This is a genomic window from Stieleria varia, from assembly GCF_038443385.1.
GTDB lineage: Bacteria > Planctomycetota > Planctomycetia > Pirellulales > Pirellulaceae > Stieleria > Stieleria varia.
Window position 1 is genome coordinate 2,795,604 of the sequence record NZ_CP151726.1, and the last position, 23,053, is coordinate 2,818,656.

1 protein-coding gene is annotated in these 23,053 nt (G+C 56.0%); it reads right to left on the bottom strand.

Annotated elements, in window-relative coordinates; genetic code table 11:
- Positions 1-26 precede the first annotated feature (26 nt).
- Positions 27-22,919, bottom strand: coding sequence for a tandem-95 repeat protein (locus Pla52nx_RS09510; RefSeq protein WP_146519180.1), 22,893 nt, complete (start codon positions 22,917-22,919; stop codon positions 27-29).
- Positions 22,920-23,053: the final 134 nt, after the last annotated feature.

Genomic DNA, 23,053 nt, shown 5'->3' on the forward strand with positions numbered 1-23,053 from the left:
AAATACTCCTTGCCGCGTCCAAAACCCTAAATCAGGTCCATGAACGCTGCATCCAACGCTTCAATCCGCTCAGAGCGTTCCTCAGTCTCATCCTGATCTGCGGCGAGCAAATCGATCACATCTGCATCCGATGATGCGGGATTGGAGACTTCCACCAATTTCGCGGCCGCCGGCTCAATCAAATCGACGGCAACATCCGACGAAATCGTCTCGATGCTTGTTTCTGACCCCTTCTGCAGGGGCGTGCCGAGTCCGGCTCCGACAATCAACTCTCCTTCGATGTTGTCAGCTCTTCGCCGCCCCAGCTCGTCGATCACCGCCAAGGCGTCACCAGATGTGATGAATTGGTTTCCATTGACGTCGAAATAGGGAGGTCCGAAATCCGTGTCCTCGACAGGGATCGACCGTACCGATTGCCCAGCCTCACGACTCGCAGCAGCCAGTCGGTTGATGATCAACAACGCGTCAATCGCCGTCACGTTTCCGTCGTCGTTGACGTCGTAGATCAAGTCTGGATTCTGCAGCCGGCTCAACACCACTTGCACGTCGACCGTCGCAACATTTCCGAGTCGGCCTTCCAAGTCCGCGACGGCGTACTGGAAGGAATCATTCCCCACAAAACCCGTTCCCGGGATGTAACGAATGGTGCCGTCTCCACGTGCGATGGCCTGACCATGCAATGGCTGGCTGATGATCTGGATGCCCTGAGGATCAAGTGCACCATCCGGGTCCGAGTCGTTGACCAAGACGGCAATGTCCGTCGGCTCATCGATGAACACGAGTGCTCGATCATCGAACGAAATCGGAGCAGCATTCGCTGCGATCGTGACGATTGCTGTCTGACTGACGAGCCCCAGTTCGTCCCGAACCGTGTATCCGAACTGGTCGACTTCATCGAACGCTTGGAACGGTGTGAACGTGATCACACCCTGAGGTGAGATGTCCAGTGAACCAAAGGCCGGCTGGAATGATATTTGGATCGACGACGGATCAATGGCATTGTCGATGTCAAAGTCGTTATCCAACACGTTGATCACGGTAGGACCAGATAAGCTCAGCGTCGGGTTGTCTCCGCGAACCGTTGGAGCGTCGTTGACGCCGGTAACGTTCAAGGTCACGCTCACCTCCGGACTCGCTGAACCGCTGGCGTCAACCACCGAGTAGCGGAACGTATCACTCAAGATCTGCGACGGTGACAACGCTTGCGCGGTGCTCGAGACCGTTGGATCATAAGTGATCAGTCCGGTCACCGAATCAAATGTCACGCGGGCACCACTGACCGAGAAGCCTTCCGCCGGCATCACGACACGCAGCACATCCGTACCCGCCGGTGGCAAGTCGGGATCAATGTCATTGGCCAGCAAAGCCGACGATGGGATCACCAGGACGCTGTCCTCGGTCGTGGAGAATCCACTGGCCCCTGGTGACGGGTCGGCAACTGCTCTCGGAATATCGTTGACCGCGTTGATTACCAATCGCAGCACCGTACCGTTGGTTCGAGCGCCGCCCGAATCAATCGCGACGACCTGCAAGTCGACGGTTCCGTTTGCATTGGCTGCAGGAATGAATCGCAGCACCCCGGTATCACTGATTTCCGGCAACGTTTGGAAAAGTGGTTGAGCGTCGACAGGTGTGGTGACCTCGAATCGAACACTTTGTGTGGACTCATCCGCAGGACCTGGCGAGATGTTGCGAGCCCATATGTCCGCGTACGGTCCACTGTCCTCGTCGATCGTCACGATCGATCCAGGGGTGAAACTCGGTGCGTCGTTGACCGGATTCACCCGAATGGTAAAGGTTCGCAATTCGCTTTCGTTGTCGTCGCCCTGCGGCAGATTGGTCGGTCCATCATCCACCAACTTGACGGTCAGCACGGCGACACCGTTCGCATTGGGTGCTGCTTGATACGTCAACGTCGCGCTCGTTCCATTGATCACCGCTGTCGGCGGAGTCAGGAACAATTCTGGGTTGCTTGAGACCTGGACGATCTCAAATGACAGGTTCTGGCCGACTTCGTCCAGAGCGCTGGTGGGTCCTGGCTGGACATTGGTCGCCCAACCACTCACGGTGACAACACCGGCATCTTCTTGCGAGACAACGTTGGACGCTCCACTGAACTGCGGAGAATCATTGACGGCCACGACATCGAATGTCACGGTGTTGGACGCAATTCTCGGATCGTTCGAAGCAATCCCGCCAGCTCCGATCCCGACCGTCACCCCATCGTCGGTCACGGTATAGATGAAGGAATCCGGACCGGTGTAGTTGGGTCGAGGCCGGTAACGTAAACGCGTCAGTCCCGTCGCATCCGAGATCGCTTCCAAGGTTCCGCCCGCTGCCGTTGCAACCGGGATCGGCGTCGTCAATGACACGCTCTGGTTTCCGCCCGGATCAACATTGGACGACTCGTTGGCAGGTCCTGGCAGGAACACATCCAACAAGCCCGGAGAGACGGAGTCACCATTGACCAGGATGTCAAACGTGCCGTCCTCCAACAGGCTGAAATGCAGCGGATCCGCTGTCGGATCGACCACCGGTGGATCGTTGACAGGACGAACATCGATCGTGATCGTCGCCGGTATCGACGAAATCAAATCGCCCCGAGTCGCGTTGCCCGGTCCATCGTCCGTCAAGACGACTTCGAAGGTGAATCGACCGAACACGTCCGGTGCAGGCTGATAGCTCAATTGTCCTTGAGGCGTGATCGTAGGGAACTTGGTGAAGTACTGGCTCGACTCGGAAATCGGGAAACCAAGCGACGTCACACTGAATCGAACCGTTTGGCCCGCCACAATGTCCACTTCATCAAACGCGGTCGCTGGAGGGCCAGGATTGATGTTGAAGGCATAGTTGCTGATCGAGACTTCTGCACCGTCTTCGGATACCTCCAATTGGTTAGTTGCCAAGTTGAACTGAGGACGATCATTGACCGGAGTCAAGTCGAGGAAGACCGTGTTGTCCGATGTCAATCGATCCGGCACCAAGGCACCCGCGTTGATCGAGTAGGTCTCACCCGCAACGCTGCCGTCTCGCACCGTGTAGGTAAACGAGTCCACTCCACCAATCGTGCTGTTGTAGTTCAACGGTGGCACATAGTTCAGTGCGACCAACTGACCATTTTCGAACACGCTAAAGAGTTGACCGCCCAGCGTGGTTGTTGCGGGGAACGCAAACAACTCCAAGGACTGCATTCCGCCTGGCGTTGAATCCGCTTCGTTGGCCGGACCGACCGTAAAGACATCCAACAAACCGACGGGATTGAACCCTACCGCATTGGGGTCTCGGCTGAGCTCGATGCGATACGGCGCCGTCGCTCCCAACGGCTGCGTGTTGTCCTCACGTAGACGATAGGTGATCGATGCGTCGATCACGTTGTTGTTGACGTCACGAACATTCGCAACCGAGTAGCCGGCATCTGGGTTGGCTTGGACCGACGTCCCTGCAACCGTGGGATCGAATCTCGGTGCATCGTTGACCGGACGTACGTTGATCGTAATCAATGCATCCGTTACTCCGGCGTTGTTCGGGTCATCGTCTGTTGCTCGCAAGATGTAGACCGCCGTGCCGACCTGATCAGCACTTGGGTACACGGTCAGTCCGAGTCCCGCCGTAATCACCGGATCTTGTGACATCAGTCCTGTGGGGACGCTGACCGGGACGACACTGAACGTCACAGTCTGTGACGCCAACTCGTCCAAGGCCGTTGCTGGTCCCGGCAAAGCATTGCTGACGATGTTCGGCACAGTCGTTCCAGCAGAATCCTCCAGGACATCGATCTCTGTCGGTGAAGTGAACGTGGGCGGATCGTTTGTCGCGGTCACCGTGATCGTTACGGTCGCCGGGATCAGTGAGCGTTCATCCGCCAAGTCCTCCACCACACCACCGACAGGTTGTGTCGTCCGTCCGTCATCGGCGATCGTGTAGGTGAATAAATCATTGGCCACGAACGGCAACTGCTCGTTGTAGTCCTGAGGCGGTGTGTAGAGTCCGTTGACAAATAATCCGTTGTTGAACGTCAGCGTCAATGTTCCGCCGATCGACGTGCCCAGTGTGTGAACACCATTGCCCGCCAATGCGACATCAACCGTGCCCTCTGACGTCGAGAAGGAAACCACTCGCAACGACTGCTCGGTTTCATTGAAGGGAACCGGCAAGTCGTCGTCAAAATCTCCCGCGACCGCTTGCAACTCGCTCACGGCAATGCTGGCGGGGTTTGAGAAAGTCACTACCGCGCCATTCGCTGCGACCGCGTATCCATCAACACGCAACGCGTTTTGAACCAAAGTCGCTAACGTGTCCGCTGTATCCAAAGCCGTGAACGGAATCACGTAGTCAGACCCGATCGACAGCACTCCACTGGTGTTGAACTCAATGACGCGAGTGCCCGCTGGCGTCACCAAGTCGACGGTCTCGCCATCGACCATCTCATTGCCGTTGGGCAACACGATTGTCGTCGGTGTCGTGACGACCGCCGTTGTCGGTGCGGCAGCGACCGCAGCGGTGACGTCAGTCAATGTCACGGCATTGCCTGCTGCGATCAACCCATATCCTTGGGCACGCAAGAGCGCCTGCATCGAAGATGCGATTTGCGGTGCCAAGTCATTTTGTGTGTACACGACAACCAGATCACTGCCAGCAGACGGAGTGCCAGTCGTGTTGAATTCGACGACCACCTGGCCACCGAATCCGTTGTTGAGGGTGATGGTCTCGCCGTTGATGATGTTGCCGCCGTCGGGCAACGTCAATTGTGCACCGGACACGCCAATCATCGAACTGCCGTCGTTGATGCTTGCAACTGTCAACTGACCCAGTCGTACATCCCATCGGGTACCAACACCCGCTTGAGAGACAGCTCCGAATCCTTGAGCGACCAACGCATTGCGAAGCTGATCCGCGATCGTCTGTGAGCTGTCGGCCACCGAGTAACCGATGACAACATCTGCCCCACCGCGTGAGACCCCCGTCGTGTTGAACTCAACGACGAGATTGACGTTGTTTGCATCTGTAAAGGTGATCGTTTCACCACTCACCAATGTTGCCCCGTCAGGAATCGAGACCAGATTGGAGTTTGCAGAGATCGTCGAGTTGAACGTGCTGGACGTGATGTTCGTCACGCCAATGAGTGAGACAATATTGCCATTGGCAACACCGCCTGCTCCATCAGCACGCAGAACATTTTCGAGCTGCGTGGCGATCGTATCGGCAGTGTCCGACAAAGTGTAGGAAACAAGCAGATCGGTACCGATCGACGCCATGCCTGACGTGTTGAACTCGATCACCCGACGCAAGCCAGTGGAATCCGTCAAGATAATCGTCTCACCATCGATCATCGTCGCACCATCCGGCACCGTGATCTGGCTGCTGGTTACCACGATCGGTGAATTGGCGTTGATCCCGCGTCCTTGCAGCAGATCAGCGGCTGTGAAGGACAATACGGCAGGGCCCGCTGGCTCAACCGCCTCGACCACTGACAGCGAACGATCGTACGCAACGGGAGCATCATTGACCGGCTCCAAGATTACCGTCGTCGTGACGGTACTGGTCAGCGGACTGACCACTCTGGTTCCATCAACCGCTTCATTGACACCGGTGTCCTCTACCGTGTACGAGAACTCGATCGTCCCGTAAATATCGTCTGCGGGGGTCAGCAACAGGTCGCCTGTCGGCAACAATTGGATTTGACCCTGAGAGGGATCGATCGTCGCCCCTACGATACGCAACGGCGCATCGTTGTTTCCGACAAACGTGTTCTCGTCATTGGCCAGCGGAGAGCCCGCGAAGTCATTCTGCAACAGGAACGCCGCAGGGATCAACAATTGCTCGTCCTCAGTGGGGACGGGCAGGTTTTGGCCTGCAAAGAATGCCGTGTACGCCGGATCGTCAATCGACAGCACTTCCGTCACCGGAGTTGGCGGATTGTTCTGCGGCGTGACACGAATCTCAGCGTTTCCGATCGCAGTCAACGGAGTTCCCACCGTTGGCGATCCGGCTCCCACGGGAGCCAGCAACCCATTGTCTTGAATCGTGTAGGTGAACCCGTCCAACAGCGGGCTGCCATCTGGATTTTGCGGGTTGTCGCTGTTGAAATCGAGGTTCGGCGTGTAAATCACTTTCGTGATCGTGCCGTCGATCGCAAACTCAGCGGACAACACGCCGTTAGCGGTCGTTGCAACGTCGAACTCATTCGCTTTGCTGATCGTCAGTCCGCCTGCCGTCACCGAGATGACTCGCAACAGGGGTGTTTGGTCTGACTCGTCCCACGGTGCGGACGGGATTGCCGGGTTCGCATGCCCCACCGATCCGACCAACAGATCGGCAGGATCAATTTCCAACGAATCGGGCTGCAGGACATTTCGTTCAAGTCCAACGAAACTTCTCGGCAACGAACCGGGAACAAATCCCGGAGCATCATTGACCGGTTCAACGTTGATCGTCACGGTCGCAAAGGTCGCCAATGCGGCAGAGCTTCCGCTGTTGGCTTGTGTGCTGAGCCGATAGGTAAACGTGTCGACGCCGTAGAAATCGGTATTCGGAATGTAGGTAAAGTAGCCCTCGACCTCGTCCGTCACGATCAACGTACCATTGCTTGGCTGCTGCCCGACAAAGAATCGGGTGTCCAATAGCTGACCATTCACGTTGGCGTCGTTGAACAGTAAGTCGTTCTGCGCACTCACCGAATTGACCACCAACGTGGTGTCTTCGCGAGTTGTGTAGACATCTGGATTCGGAGTCGGCAGTGCCAGTGGAATCACCGAAACCAAGTAGTCTTCGACCTCACCGCCGACGGCCACGCCGCCCGGCAGGAGGTTGCCCGATGAACTCAAACGTACACGCATCCAAGTGTCGCCAGGGTCGGCTGTTGGATCCGAGATGACGGTCACATTGCGATCCCCATCAACGACAGGGACATTGCGGGCGACCTGCTCGTCTTCATCAAAACGACCGTTCTGGTCAAAGTCGACCCAGATATCCAGCAATCCAGAGCCGGTTACGTGAATCGGGATGGATGTTCCAGCGGGATCCAGCGGATTCAGGAAACCAACAACGTCCGACCTCGTGATGACCTGACCCTCAGGAGTTCCCGGTTGAACAAACACGCGATAGCTGTTTGTTCCGTCGTTAAACACTCGTACAGGCACGCCGTCTTCGTCATCCACCGCAGTCAATGTCAAAATCGTGCCCGTCGCATCAAACGACTGCAGAACCGCTTCGTCCACGACGTCAAAGTTGGCTCGAATGGCATCCGACAACTTCTTTGCGATGCTGCTCGATGGCTCACCGCTCGTGAACGTGACAGGGATGTTTCCAGACGTCGGGTTCGCCGTCGACTGAATCAATTGGAATGTTTTCGTCGTTCCGCCAATCGTTAACTGAACGGTCTCCCCACCAACCGGTGGAGCAGGCAGGACAGTGACACTGATCGCATTGCTCGCTACCGGGCGAACGTCGAAGACCACACCTGTGACGGTTGCTGAAAGACTCAGCGGCGTATCGTCTTGATTGATCGGCTGACCATCATTCTCGGTGTCTAGGTGCTCACCCAAACGCAGCGTGCTGGTTCCGGAATAGGTGTGCCGAGCACCGTTGTCAGCCAGCACGGTTTGGTAGGACGGAGGCGCATCACCGTAGTCAAACACGACCTCAGGCATAATGATCGTGAATCGAGTTTCGTTGGTCACCCGTGTTTGCCGCACCGAATTACCGGCCAAGTCGGCGATCGCAGGGACCACGTCCCCGATACTCGTCAACAATCCGCTGAAATCTCCCTGCACCAACGTTGCGTTGTTGATCAACAGCGTTCCACCACCAGGATTGAACGCTGCAATGGTCAGTCCCGATTGACGAATCGAGGTTTGCAAAGCCGAGGCAATCACGGCAGGTGAGACTTGTGGGCTCGGCAGGAACTCAACAGGAATTGCGCCGGGTGTCACTCCCGGTGCACCTGCCAATGTCAAACCGCTGCCATTGACGATCAGGGTGTCAACTTCCAGTCCGCCCAACACCACTCGGCCGCCACCAACGCCCTGTGCCTCGGTCAGTCCCAGGCTTTGCTGACCGACGGCAACCGCAATCGCTGCTGCGATTTGATCCGGGGTGTCAGCACGTGTGAAGGTGATCGGCAGGAAAGAAGGATCCGAAACGCCCAGGTCCGTCGTTAATTCAAAGGTTACCGATTCCGTACCAGAGGTGTACGTGAATCCGTCACCATCGACAACTCCTCCGGCCTGTCCACTGAATGTGATGGCTGCCGCATTGGTTGTCACTGTATGACCGGCCAGCGTGCCCAGTTGAATCTCATCGCCGCCAATGGCAACAGGAACCAAATCGAGAACAGCTTGCACTGTCGATGCCGAACCGGGATCGGTCGACGCCAACGCCGCCAGAATTGCATTGCGAACACCTTGAATCGTGCCGGTGCTGGTCAGGTCAACACGGATATTGCCATTGGTCACGGATCCGTTCGTGTCGAACTCCAGGTTCCGCACCACACCTGTTGGCGAAGTGATGGTGAGCAAGTCTCCATCGTTGAACAATGCACTGGTTTCCGTCACTTTCAATTTCGTGGTTTGAGGCACCACGAGTGAAAATCCGCTATCGAACTCAAAGACGGATTGAACTCCCAGATCGTCTGTGATCACGACCTGGTTGCCATCGGCGATCTGATCACCACTGGGCAACGTGATCTCAATCCGCTCATCATTGTTCAGCGTGATCTCGTAAACCGCATCCGGTCGCCAAATGCCCGTCAACGGCGTCAAACGAATCGTTCGGCTATTTCCGCTGTAGCCGAACACGTAATCCTGATCAGGGATCAATCGGATGCCGTCCTCGGTCAGAATCACCGTTTCGGTGTTCACCGTCAACGGATCAATTCCGGTGCCTGCGGGATCGTAGAGTTGGACTTCAAAAAACTCTACTGTTCCTTCGATCAAACGGACGAACGACTCATCGACGTCTCGATCGCCACCGTCGATTTGAAAACCAATCGAATCTTGTGGAGTCGTCAACGCTGCAGTTGGGACGGCAAAATCGGCGCGATCGATGGCCCCACGGTCGATGAAGACGTTGTCGCCGACACCGCCCGGCGTTTGCACTGCAGGATCATCCACACGTGGTTGACCATAGGCATCAAACTCGGGGGCGATGATCGGTGAACGTTCGATACCAGCGGGCTCTTTCACCGTATCAAAGTATTCTTCACGCTCATCTAATGAATCGAACGAGCTATCGATCACGTCAGAGCCAGCGGCCGGGATGTAAACTCCCAACGCTTGATTCTGGAACAACAGAACGGTATCCGGGACAATGAACGACGAAGGCGAGATCCCGATGGTGGAGTCTGTGTTGTTGCGACGATACGCATTGCCACCCACCACAATTTCGCCGACCTGATTTCCGGCGACAGACAATCCCGTTTGAAATCCGGTGATGATGTTGTTCAACACCGTCGGGCTCGAGTTGCCACTGATGCGAATACCCTCACCAGAGCCTGTATTGACGACCGTGTTGTTGACAATACGCCCGAACGAAGCGGGTGACTCGATTTGCCCGTTCACGTTCACATCGCCACCGAAATCGATTCCGACCGAACCGGATCCGCTGACCACGTTGTTGCTAATAACAACACCTGGAATCAAATCCTGCGTGTTCTGATTTCGTAGCAGCCGTGCTGATCCTGGCCGAGGCAATCCGTCAGGGGACAAATCTCCCGAGCCGGGCGTGAAGATCGCGCCGGACGGAACAAATGTATTGTTTGTCAACGTATCGCCGCGGCTACCGGGAACGGCAAGCACCCCAGCATTCGCTGAGTTCCGAATGAAGTTGCTCGAGATGATCAACTGCCCCTGGTCTTTGACTCGATTCACATCGGTGATTCCGAACTGATAGTCGACCATCAGCACATCGCGTGCGGGCACATTACCCGAGGCTGCCGTGGGTCGGACGGTCAACGCGTACTCACCGAAATCGATGTCGCGGTACCCCAAATTGTTGAATCCAAAGAAACCGGGGAACGTGATGAACGGCAAATCACCATTGTCCTGCAGGTTGATGAACCGTCCGTCCACCAATGGACGCAGGACATCGGACTGATTGGCCGCGATGGCATCAGCAGTCGCCTGCGCAATTTCGTCCGGACCATCGCCTGCATTCAACAGAATGACCGTATTGACCGTCACCAACGCAGGATTGGTGGTGTATTCATAGGTCACCTGTGACGGGCCAGCCTGCAAATTGAACGTCGTTCCGTCAAAGAACGCTGCGGATGCAAAACTGGGGATCTCCATGAACGAGTTGCCAAACAAACTCGCGCTGCTGACCACGACGTCGTAGTAGCCGTCTTGCGGAGCCATGAATTGCAAGAACGCACCATCCTCGTTTTCACCATTGGCTCGACTTGCTTCGAAGAGGCTCGACTGGCGTGCCCGATCCAATGTGAATCCAAACAGGTCTTCCGTCAGCACGTCGCCAGCGTCAAACACCGTGATGACCGGCAAGTCCAAAATCTCGCCGGCCTTGCTAAAGCCCTGCGTGTCGACATCGATGTCAACCGATTGACCGGCTTGCAAGTAAATGCGAACAGAATCGAAATCCTTTGACGGATCCGACGCCAACACGACGGCACCATCCTGCAAATTGCTGATGCCCGTTCCCGTATTCACATAGTCACCGATCTTGCCGATACCGACCAAAGTGTCGACGCTACCATCAAAGTAGCCGGTCGGAGTCGAACGCGACAACTCATCGGCAAAGATGCCCGCAAACACAGCTTCTTCGTCTTGGAAAACGATCGGGATCTGACGCGATGTTTCTCGACCCTGAGAAGTCTCTGCATTGACCAAGTCCATCTTGATGAACCGGCCACCGGACGGGTTGATGACGATGTTGCTGCCGAACAGCTCCACACGATTGCCCGTGTTGGCCGCGCTTTCAAATCCATCGCTCGTTGCAGCAGTGATCTCCAGTACGTTCTGGGCTTGAGACGAATTGATCGCGTCACGAACCGCACGGGCAACCAACGCCGGGTCAGGTGATGCCGGGTTGAATACAACCGGAACATTACCGGGTGCGTGATTGCCGTCCAGCGAACTGTCAAACTCAAACGTTTTCGTCCTCCAGCCATCACTCAATACGAACGTGTCCCCGTCAAGCAGATCGGTGCCTGCGGGTGTGATCAATGTCACGGCGCCGTCAGCCAATCGATCATTGGTATCAAACGATCGCCCCAACGCACTTTGCTCACCGAGTTCCAGATTGATGGGGAAGTAGTCTTGCTCGACACCGTACGAATCGCCGGTGCGGATCTCGAGGGAGTATGGCCCCAGCAGTGTTTCGTTCTGACGCTCGGGTTGAATGGCCGCCGGATGGGTATCCGGCAAAGTTTCCGGATTGAAAATGAACGACGTTTGGTCCGTCGTTGCGTTGATCACCATTTCTCCACGCTCGGCAAATCCAACAATGATGTCGTCGATGTAGACGCCCTGGACCTCATTGTTCAACGCACCCTGCTGACGAATCTGACTGGTGCCAATGAACCCGGGCTGGTTCTCTCCGAACTCGTCACCGGGCAGCGGCGTGGTCGTCAATCCCGCACCACTGGCAATGTCGTAGCCCGAGATACCAAACGGTCCCTGATTACGTGGGGTCGCGTTGTAGAGTCGAATACGATCTCCGCCGTAGACCTTGTAAACATCGGACTCCGTCAGATCGATGTCGGATACTTGGAATCGTCCAAAGCCTTCGACCAAGCCGATCTGCAGACGCTCAGCGACTTCTCGTGAACTCATCGAATTGTCGATGATGATCGGCATCTCGGCAGCGTTGGTCGCTTGGTAGCTGACGATCAGCGAATTGGCACGGACAGAGAGCGATTGAGCGTTCAACAGCTGCAACTGATTTGGCCCGCTCAAGAACGCCTGGTAGGACTGAGGCAACTGGCTCAATACCGCCAGCGTCACTTCTGCAGCCGTGTCGGAGGCGTTGTAGACAATTTCGTTGCCAAGTCCGGTCGACGTCGCTGGCGTCACGAAACGGAATGTCGTCGCACCAGCGCCCGTGACGTCCTCTTTCGCAGTGATCGTCAATGTATCAAGCCCATCACTGATCAGATTGCCACTGGGCAAGGTCAGAGGAATGGCCGATTCGTTGACCTCGCGTCCCGTTTCCAAAATTGCAGGTGGCGTTGCATCCAGGAAAGCGAACGCAGTCGGATTCAAAATATGAATTCCGTGGCCAAGCGGATCCAGGTAAGCATCCCACTGCGCAGACAAAGCGGTCAGGATCTGAGGAATCAAATCCAGCGCCGTGTCGGTGGTGTTGTAGAAGACCGGGATCGTCGGCGAGTTGGTCACCGTCTGCCCTTGACGAATGAACGTGATCGTTTCAAACGTCGGTCCAAAGAGTTGGATCGTCGAGCCGTTTCGAAGCTGGTTGCCGTCTGGAATATCCAGGTTCAGGATGAAGTTGTTGAGCAGCGACTGATTGGTCAGAGTCGATGCCGTGCTGGCCGTGTTGTCAACAACACTATTGGCGAGGAATCGTACGCCGGTCCCGAACACGGTATCCACGACCGCATCCTGCGCCGCAAGCTCTGCGGCCAGCCTGACAGCGACATCGTTGGCCGTGTCCGTATTGGTATAGAACACTTCGCCTGGGTTCGCCGCAGAGGCGGCGAACACGAATGTGATCGTTGTCGTGCCTGTACCAGTCACAACATCAATGGTCTGTCCATCGATCAACAAACTCGGATCAGGAACGATGACTTCTTGAGCCAGCTCAGAAACAGTTGCGATGTTAGAGAATGGAGATACTTCCGCACCCACGGCACCATAGATCAAGATGTCGGCACCATTGACAACCAAGTCGTAGTTTGGCCCCAGCACGCTGGCAACGCGCGACGCGATCACATCCGCCGTTTCACTCTGCAGATAGTTGACGGTTCCCGGCGGACCAGGAATGGAGCTTTGGATGAACTCCAGTTCTACCAAGCCGTTGTCGTCTGAGATCGTCAGCGTCTCTGTGTTGAATAGCAAATTGCCGTCTGGAATGGTGATCCGTTTCGCGGGCGCGGGACCGACCCCAAGTTCTGTTCCTGGGACATTGCTTGTGACCGTCGCGGCAACGGAAATCGCATTTCCGCCAGCGTCATACGCGGATACTTCCAAAGGCAACACGGACAGCAATCGTTGCGCGATCGTCGCGACAGTATCGCCACCTTGGAATCGCACAATCCCTGGCACACTCGGCAACGGGCTGTCTTGGAATGTGACCGTCGTTGTCCCAAAGCGATGCTTGAAGGTTAACGTTTCGCCATTGACCAAATTGTCTCCGTCCGCAGGGACAATTCGCACACGAGATTCGTCAATCGCAAAGGGGTCGTTGACTCCAATCTGCGATGCTGCAGGGATCGTCGTGATGGTGACGTCAGAGTTGAGCAGCGTGATCAGGCCATTACCTTCATTCACCGCCTGGACTTGCGGAGAAATCAGCTTGACCAAACGTTCAGCAATCACATCTGCCGATTCGCTCGCATCGAAAACGATCTCGCCAGGGGCTCCCGTTGAAACAATCACAAAGGTAAAGGTTTCATCGATCGCTCCGGCTCCGAATTGTGAGCGCAGCCTGATTTGATCGCCGGGCTGGATGGACGTTCCATCGGGAATGGACAACTGTCGGGCCCCGAGCGCGCTCTGACCGAAAACGAATCCCGAGTTGTCCGCCAGTCGCTGAACAAGCACTGGATTGGATCGTCCGATCGGAGCGGTTCCTGACACGGCCACGTCGCTCGCGGCCAGGAAACTGACGCGTCCGCCGCCATTGTTCACCGCACCGGCGAACTGAGGCATTGCGGCAACCACTGCTGCGCCGACCTGAGCTTTCGTCATCGACGTGCTGAACTGAACGAAGCCTGGACCTGGCGGGGGAGTGTCGATGAATGTCAACGTGGCGACACCGTCGTCGGTCAAGACCGAGAATTGGTCGCCATTGCTCAGATGGATACCGGCAGGGAAAAGCAAGTCTTGGCCGACAATGTTCTCCAAGACGACCTGATTGTTGTCTTCGTCATCAAAGACAACTTGCTGATGATCCACCACCTCGTCGCCGTCCACTGCGACCAAGTCGATCGAACCAAAGTGCGACCGCATCGAACCGGACGTCGAGAAATCGAATCGAATTCGGGCTCGCTCACTGCCTGCGAGCGGAGACAGGTCGACACGCGCCTGACGCCAATTTCCACTGTCGTCGAACAACTCCTGCACAGGGACGTTGGTTTCATTGAAATAATCGTACTCGTCAGGAAACGCCAATTCACGGAAATCGTTGTTCGTCCCGAGCAGAATCCATTCGCCATCGTCGCCGGCACCGAAGACACGGAAACTGTCGTTCTGATTCCGAGCATTTGCGCCGGTGGGGAAGTAATCGTCGTTGGCCTCAACTTCCATGAAGTAGCTGAAATACAAGGTCGGCTTATCAGCGGCGCTATACCCGTCCAGATTGAATGGACGTGATACAACCGATCCGTGTGAACCACCCGGCGCCAACTCACTGAGCGGACTGTCATCAGCACGCGATAGCGTGTTCTGCGTTACCGTGTTGTTGATTTCAAAACCAAAGTACAGGCTGCTGCCACCGCCAATCGCCAAGTCCTCTCGACTGCGGTCAAACGTTTCCTGTATGCCGTGACCCGGATCGTTGAATCGATCGCCCGTCTGGTGCCACGGATTTTCTTCCAATGGACTGAATGCGAGCCCGGTCGCTGGCAGGGAGTTGAATCCGAATGTATCTCCGGCGAACGTCAGCTCAACGGCATATCGACCCCCGTAAAACACATTGGCAGGCTGGATCTTACCATTGAGGTCGACCTCAGCCGCATACAACCATCCGTCGCTGGTGGTCATGAACAATGTCTGACGAAGCTCACCATCCTCAATGGTCCTGGGGCCAAATGTCAGACCACTGAACTGCGGCACGCTCGAAAACGAAGACAACGCGTGCTCTGGATCAATGGGGACGACACCGTGAAACGTCGTTGGAATCACATTGGCGTAGCCGAATGCTGGTCCGGGTGGCGCCGCGATGTTGTCGGAGAAGCTAAAGGAGTGAATCCCACCTTGGTCCGTGGCGGCAAACAGAATGCCGAAGTTGTCCGGGTCGTAAGCGATGCCCTGAATGTCGCCACCGTCGCCACCTGTCGGAAAAATGAACCCCGTGTCGACGATACCCCATTCTCGGTCCACGGACGCAGGGCCATCACTCGTGTTGTACGGCACTGTTCCCGGAAACGTACGGTGAGCATTCGCGTTGGTGCTGCCGCGACTGGTCACTTGGCCGTTGCCGGTGTCGAACTCATACAGAATGTTTCGTGTCAACTCATCTGGAATCTCAAACCCGCGACCGTTATTGTCGCGGGTACCAATAATGAACCCTTGAGAGGTAGCCGCCAGCGGTTGTGTCTGGGTAACGTTCACGCCATCTGCAAGCGGGAATGCAACACCATTGATCAACAGCTGCGCATTGCCGTCGGCGGCCATGTCGTTGCCGTTCTGATTGGTGCTCTGGAAATCAACACCGTCATCGCCTTCATTCCTGGCGATACCAGTCGCTGTCGACAGGTTTAGCAAATTTCCTGTGTTTCCGTTGCTTGCGGCAACATTGGTCGGCGAAAGCCCGAACGAATACAGCTTGCCATCGATTCGTGTTGCCACGTCGTTGGTTGGCAAGGTCGACTGACCAATCAGTCGCTCCATCGTTCCTGTGAACGGGTTGAAACTCGTCAGCGTCGTATTGTTGTTACCGCTGATTCCGGTATCCAACGTTACGAACAGCCGCATATCATCCAACGTGTAGGGGACAATGGACTCCGAATCAAACGCAGGTTCGATGATGGGACGCTCCGCCGTGTAATTCAATACATCGTCCAGCGATACACTTTGACCCGGCAACAAAGAACCGATCGTATAATCATCCAGTGAATCATCGATGATTCGTCGAACCGAATTGATCGGCATCAAACGGACGTTCGTATTCGCGGCGTTCGGATTAAAGAACTGTCCCAGGTCCGTAGGCACCGTTGCAGCGTTGCCGACGACGACAAAGTACGTTCCCTCGGGCATCTCGACAGGACCGATGTAAGCGTCCAACGCACCGGCGGAGCCACCGGTCAAGTTCGCCGTGTCGACTCCCTGCAGCGGTCGGCCGTTGTCATCAGCAACGTTTGAATCCCGGCTATGCAGCACCAATCGCCCGCCAGAGTCGTAGACCGCGATCGACGTGTTGGGACGCCCCAGGCCGTCGGCGTAATCGATATCAAACGTTGTCGTAACGAATCGTCTTTCATTGTCAAAGACATCCGGTTCAATTTGCTGAGAAAACAAATCGATCTGGTAAACGTCGACATCCTCCAACCGTACATCTGCATCAATCGAATTGATGTTCCCGATGTTGCCCGTGACCACCAATGAGCCACGATCGGTTGTCATCAAGTTGCCCAACTGATCTGCGGTCGCGGGCGTCCAGTTCAGTCGATTGTTGGCTGCTTCCTGAACAAACTCATCACCACTCTGAGGATTGTTTGGTGTCGCATCGATCACCGTCGTGAAGTTCAAACTTTCGTTTGCATCTCCCACCAGCGGCGAGTGCAGTGGCGCGCTGTTGACTGTGATCGCATTGGTTGCAAAACGAATGTCTGCAAGCTGCACCGTGGCTCCGGCTACCTCGTCGGCTTCACGCAATCGTACCGACAGTTGGTACTGTCCGGCACTCTTTCCGTTGGCAGTTCGGACGCGGATGTAGTACTGGTTCTCATCAACACTGGAACCATCCAAAATCACACGCATCCCCGCATCAAGCGGGTTGGGCGATTCGACGTTGCCCAAACCAAGTTGATACAGTGGTTGAACGGTGCCGGGCGGCAAGGTACTGACCAAGAGCCCTGGATTTGTCGCTTCGTAGAACGAGTTATCGCTGCGGGCTTTGACCACGTCGTTGACATCGACCAACTCAACCACGGTATCGAGCCCGACGCTGGTTTCATCGATGTCGATGTAGATCGCCGTGCCACCTCGCGCAGTGAAGCTATAGACGTCCTGGTCTTGAGGAGACGATAGTGTTCCGCGAACATTGAATCCGAGTCGCTGAGTTTCGTCGCCGGCGTACTCATGCTCGGCCAACGATCCGATCACCTGTGAATTGCGAGCCGTCGCGTTGGCAGCCCCCGCCGCCGGATTTGCCTGCTCACTCTCTAGTACATAGGCAACATTGCGATCATTGATATAGGTGTCCAGGACGATGCCTTCCCAGTCACCCGGCGACCCCGTTCCACCCTGTTGGCCGCCACCAGCTTGAGACACGATCGACGATATCAATACGTCGCCAAAGATGTCCGCAATCTGCGGGCTACGTCCGATCTGCCGCAAGTCTCCCGTGACGCCGCCCGTCGCCTGAACCAACGGCAGATAGTCCGTCACGCTTCTACCGCCGGTCACTTGCCCACCAGGCTCCACCGTGAATCCTGGAGCATTGAGCAGATAAACGTCGTCATTATCGATCGCCAATCCGCCGGTGCCGGCATCATTGGAAACTTGAACGTCCAAGATACCTTGCAAGAAAATGCCTTCGGATTGCAACCGTGCGATGGTCGCACCTAAGGTCTGGTTTGCATCCACGACCGATCTGGGCTCATCCGTCGCCAGGATGATGAACTTGGCCGCGTCGGGGCGGAAGTTGTAGTTGTCCAGTGTGAAATTGATCCCGGCATAGCCGTCTTCCTGGAATCCGACGGTCACGAACTGGCTGGTCGCCGCAGCATAATCAGCCGCCGTTCCAAACAGACCGCCGCCGACCATGATCGATCGACCCAAGGTGTCCGCAGGCGTGAATGAACTGCTACCAAATCCAACAGCTCCATATTGATTTCCACCAGCGGCTCCTACGCCAACTCCCGCCGCCAAGAGCCCCGCTTCGAGATCCAGAATGAACTGCGACGAGAACTGCTGAATCGATCCCATCGAGATTGATTCGTCCATCACCACGACAACGTCCACGTAGGGAACATCCGTCGGCACGACGTCGATCACGCCACACGCGCCGCTGTTCAGCGTGTCGTTCATCGGTCGGCCTTCGGGTGTAAACCCTGCGCCGACGGTACAGTCGTTGATCGATGTCAGAACGACCGGGTTGCCCGGTGTACCAATGACTTGCACCGTACCGCCGATTCGATCATTGATATCAAGCGGAGTTCCGGTGCCCAGTAGCTCCGCACCGCTACCGAACTTCACCACCAAGCTCTGATCTGGGGCACTCTCTAATCGCAGCCCACCGCGATAGTGATGCGTCGCGCTGGCGATATCTCCGGCGACATAGTGGACGATATCGGTGTCGTCCCAAATGCTGTCCGTGGTCAAGACCTCACTGCGAACGCTGATCGCGTTGAAGGTGTTCCGATTCAAGCGGTTTCCGGAAATCAGAGGTCCCTGATTGTCCAAGTCAGTCTCCACGATGCTGATCGCACCCGTGGAACGCCCGTGGTCAAGAATCGCGTCTGGAGTAAATGAGTCCGGATTGATGCTGATCGCAGCCCCGGCATTTCCTTCGATCGTATTCTCGACAATGATCGGTTGGCTGCCACGCACAAAGATGGCAGCGGGCTCATTGAAGCCATGTCCACCGCGAATTCCAGGACCGCCAGAACCGTCGGCATTGTCGCGGATCGTCGAATTCGCGATTCGAACGTCGGCTTGGATGATTTCAATTGCATTGAATTCATTGAATGCACCGTTGACGGCAGTGGAACCACCACCGAAACGAACTTCCGTGAAGTCCAAGCTGCCGCTGGAATCCTGTCCGAAGATCAAGCCGCCCCAGTCCCCCGGTGCAGCGTTATCACGGATGTTGTCGTTGTTCGTGTCAAAGGTGCCGCCCGCTCCATAGGTGTCATCACGACGGCTGGTGAAGATGATCTCGTTGCCGTCAGATCCCTCCGCAAACAAATCAGCGCCAAATGTCGCATCGATTCGCGCCGACTGCATTTTGATGATCAACCCTGGATCGATCGACAATCTCGCGTCGTATCGCGGCATGAACAACGCACCGTTGTTCCCGTTATTGTCCAGAATGGGATCGTTGGAGAACTCGCTGCGTCCGTCGTCCAAGTAACTCGTCGTGGTTGCATCAAGCTCAACCACAAACTGATACTCTCCCGTACTGGGAACCAACCGGTACAACCTTCGTCCGGTGTATCCATCCGGCGCCACTGGTAAGTTGTCCAATTGAATGGCACCGCTATCAGGTGCAATGAACGTCGTGGTCGTTGCACTGGCTTGTGATTGCCCTCCCGCAGTGCCAACAAATGTCATTCGGTAATCATACGATTGTCCGCTTGCCAGCACTCCACCCAAGCCATCCGTCAGAGAGACAGCAGTGACATCGGGCCTTTGCTCGGCACGTAACAAACCACCGCGAGTTGTCCCGTCATCCAAGTACGAGGTCGTGCGACGATCCAACTGCGTGACAAATTCATAATTACCGGTCGGGCTCGTGCTTCGATAAATGCGACGTCCCGCAAACTCATTGGGGGCCGTGGGCAGATTGTTCAACCTCAGCGCGCCTCCGGCCGAGGTCGTTCCACCAGACGTTGGCAAGCTTGCCAACGTCTCGACACCCAACTCTGTCACATAGGTGACTCGATAATAGAATGTCTGTGCGGCAGGTAATGTGCCGCCCGAAGTCGGAGTGGTGGTGACGCTGAGAACATCAGGACGATCCTCCAGCAGCACCGCGCCACCAGGTTGTCCCTGCAACACCAACACTTGGCTGAGCACGTGCACCACGTCGGTGTCGTCGAATCGCCCGCTGACCGTCATCGGCTCCAACTGTCCACCTGCCGGTGTCACCACCCGGACGAACAAGCCGTTGATACTGTTGCCAGTCAAGCGGTTGCCGGCAATCTCCGGCCCGACGCGATCGTAGTCGCTGGTGAACCGAGATACCCGCTGGAACAGGGGGGCATGAAAATTGGTTTCACGAAAACTATTCGGATCGGCACTGATCGCGGCATCAGCACTGTTTCGAATCGTGTTGTAAATCAGCGTCGGTCGACTTTCCGCCATCTGCAGCGGAGTGACGACAGGCTCGTTTACTCCGATCGATCCACCGCCATACTGCATATTGGCGTGGGAGACGAAATCAAGGAAGATTCCTTCACGTTCCCATACCGGACGACCTTCGGCGTAATCGTAATCGTTGCGGAACTCAATTCCCGCCCACTGACCTGGCCCGGGCACCGTCGAGAGAGGATTGGTGTCAAATCCAATCGATTGGTCTTGATAGCTGGTGAAATAGACCTCGCCGCTGCCCGTTGATCCGTTGGTGTTCACGATGACGGGAGTACCCAGCACCTGCAGTGAAGCAAGGCTACGGTCCTCGTCGACGGATTCGCTCCCCACGCTGATCTTTGCCTTTTGCAACTTCAAGATGGCACCGGCATCGATCATCACAGCGACACCCTGGGGCACCTCGAATTCGGCACCGTCAGCCAAAGGCCCATTGCTGGGACCGCCGATACCGATCTCATAGGCGATGTTGTCGGCATTGGTCGACAGCAAGCCGTCACTACCAGCGTTGGGCAGCAAGCGAACAATGTCGCCGGACTGTGCCAACGCCAGCGCAGCCTGTACCGTACGCTTGGGCGCACCCAACGAGCCATCGTTCAGGTCGTCCCCAAACTTGTCCACGAAAATCGTCTTGGGCTGGCCGACTTGCGCCGTCGAAAGATCTCGGGCTACTCGGAACCAGAAATTGAAATTACCGCCGGCCTCGCCATCGGCATCGCCGTCCAACGCAGTGCCATTGGAGTCCGTGATCGTCGAGCCGTCTGCCGCATTAAAGGTCATGCGCAGTTCATACCGGCCCTCCGATACGCCACCCAAACCACTCTTGGATATCAGCCCGTTGTAATTGTCGTTGCCGCTCGCACTCACGCCGACGATGTAATTGCCCGCCGTGATTTCCAAACCGATGAAGGAGTCTTCGCTGTAAAAGTCGTCGTTCCGCGCAATCAGCTCGTACTGGTCAGCCGCAGCATCGATGACCCGATACAACTGCAAGTGGGTATCGAGCAAGCTGCTGCCGTCCAATCGTTCAGCGATCGTCTCGATCGATACCACACCGGCTTCGGTCGTGGTGAACGAATAGAAGTCAACGTCGTTGCTCTCTGGACGATGAAGTCCCTGCCCGATGGTGATGTCACTCTGGCTTAGGAATTCTGGCTCAACCGGCAAATTGGGCAGGAACTGATCGCTGTACACTACGGAGTTGGCTTCGTCAGGCGATGAACCACCGGCGCCGACCCCAGCGGGCAGATGGAACAAGTCACCAATGCCCAGCAGATCCCCGATCCCACGGATCGCTTCGACGAAGTAGCTCGGTCGACTATCGGGCGACAGACCGTACCCGTCAAAGAAATTCTCGCCCGCGTCCAAGACCAAGACGCCCTGCGTTTGATCCCGCTCATTCACACGATAAATGCTCAGAGGAGTGTCAGCGCCCGCACCGGTGTCGGCCGAAATCACAATGCTGCGGACGTCCCCCGTTACGATCTGCAATCCCTTGTCTTGAGTCTCGATGAACTCGACGCCCAATCGCTCGCTGTACAGATCCAAGACTTCCCGAACGCGTTGCTTTTGCGCCTCGGTGATCGCATTCTCGAGTCGATTTCCCTGCGGATCGCTTCCGTAGATGCGGGCAAAATTGTAGGGAAAGACATTGATGCCAACCGTGGTGTCGGCAAGTCCATTCTGCTCCGTGTCGCGAATGTTGTTCCGCAGACCCGTTGCGTCGTATGCACCCGGCCAAGGTGGAATGACCGCATCGGTCGACTGGATCAATCCTTCCGTCACCACCACGCTCTGGGTGCCAGAGCCAAAGGTCACACCCAATGGCAGCGCTTGGGCAAAGGTGTCACCCGATCCGCCACCACTTGCTCTGAGCTGTGGCGGCGATGGCAATACATCCCCGCTACCAATCCGCAGCCGATAGGTTCCCGAATTGTTGTTCGCCGCCGCAGGGCCAAGCTCAGCAAGGTCGGCAGGAAACGTCAATCTCGCTCTGTTGAGAACAGGATCGTACTCGACGTTGATGGGAGTCAAAACACTATCGTCAGTGTTTTCGACCGTATCGTTCGTGTAGATCAGCTTGTAATACTGCGGGCGAACGACGGGCAGGTTGCTGTTGGATGTCGAAATCGGAGGTGCAAGGGGATTCGACAACGGGTCATCATTAAAGAAAACGAAAACCTGATCTCGGCGTTGGACGCGATTACCGTTGACTACTTCGATCGGCTGGGGAACAACCGAAACAACTTTCGGCCCGACCTCGACTTCAAATCGAACGTCTTGTATCGGCGACATCGGGTCCGCCGGATTGAGCGGGTGGAATAGGTCACGATCGACGTTTCTCAAACCCACAATCTGGGAATTCGTGTCGTCATAACCGGCCAGTCGAACCACGTACTGATCATCGGGCAGCGTTTCCGCAAATCGAGCCACGATGATGTTGGTCCCGTCGTTGTCCTCAAACCCCAAGAACCCAGGCTGGACGATGATGTCGTCGCTCGCAGGGTCATCTGAGTCTTCAAAGATTCCGTTGTCGCCCGGTCGTCGGAACTCGATGCCGGCCAAGGTGGCCCCATCAATCAAGCTTCCGCCAAAGCGAAACTTCAACTCGGTCGGAGGCGTGGACAAGACATTGTTGTCCTCCAAGTCAAACACCTCACCCGAATTCGCGGACACCGAAATCAATCTCGGTGCATCGGAAAGGATACCGAGTTCCGCAGCCAGCAACTCGCGACGCTCAAGCGTCTGGTGTTGAGATCGGCGCGAAGATTGGCGGGTAGACTTGCGAGTTAGATTTCTACGAACGGTCATTTTTGACCTGGCCTACAGAAAGGAAACGGAATGATTTTTTGGGGAAAAAGATCGCGAAACGGATCACGGAAATTGCAGCAGTGAATGCTGCCATTCTCGCATAGGATCACGACACGACGAAACCGCCTCTCGGG

What these genes read in the sequence shown, in the direction of transcription:
- Pla52nx_RS09510 (WP_146519180.1), bottom strand. Translation starts at nt 22,919, where the DNA reads ATGACCGTTCGTAGAAATCTAACTCGCAAGTCTACCCGCCAATCTTCG.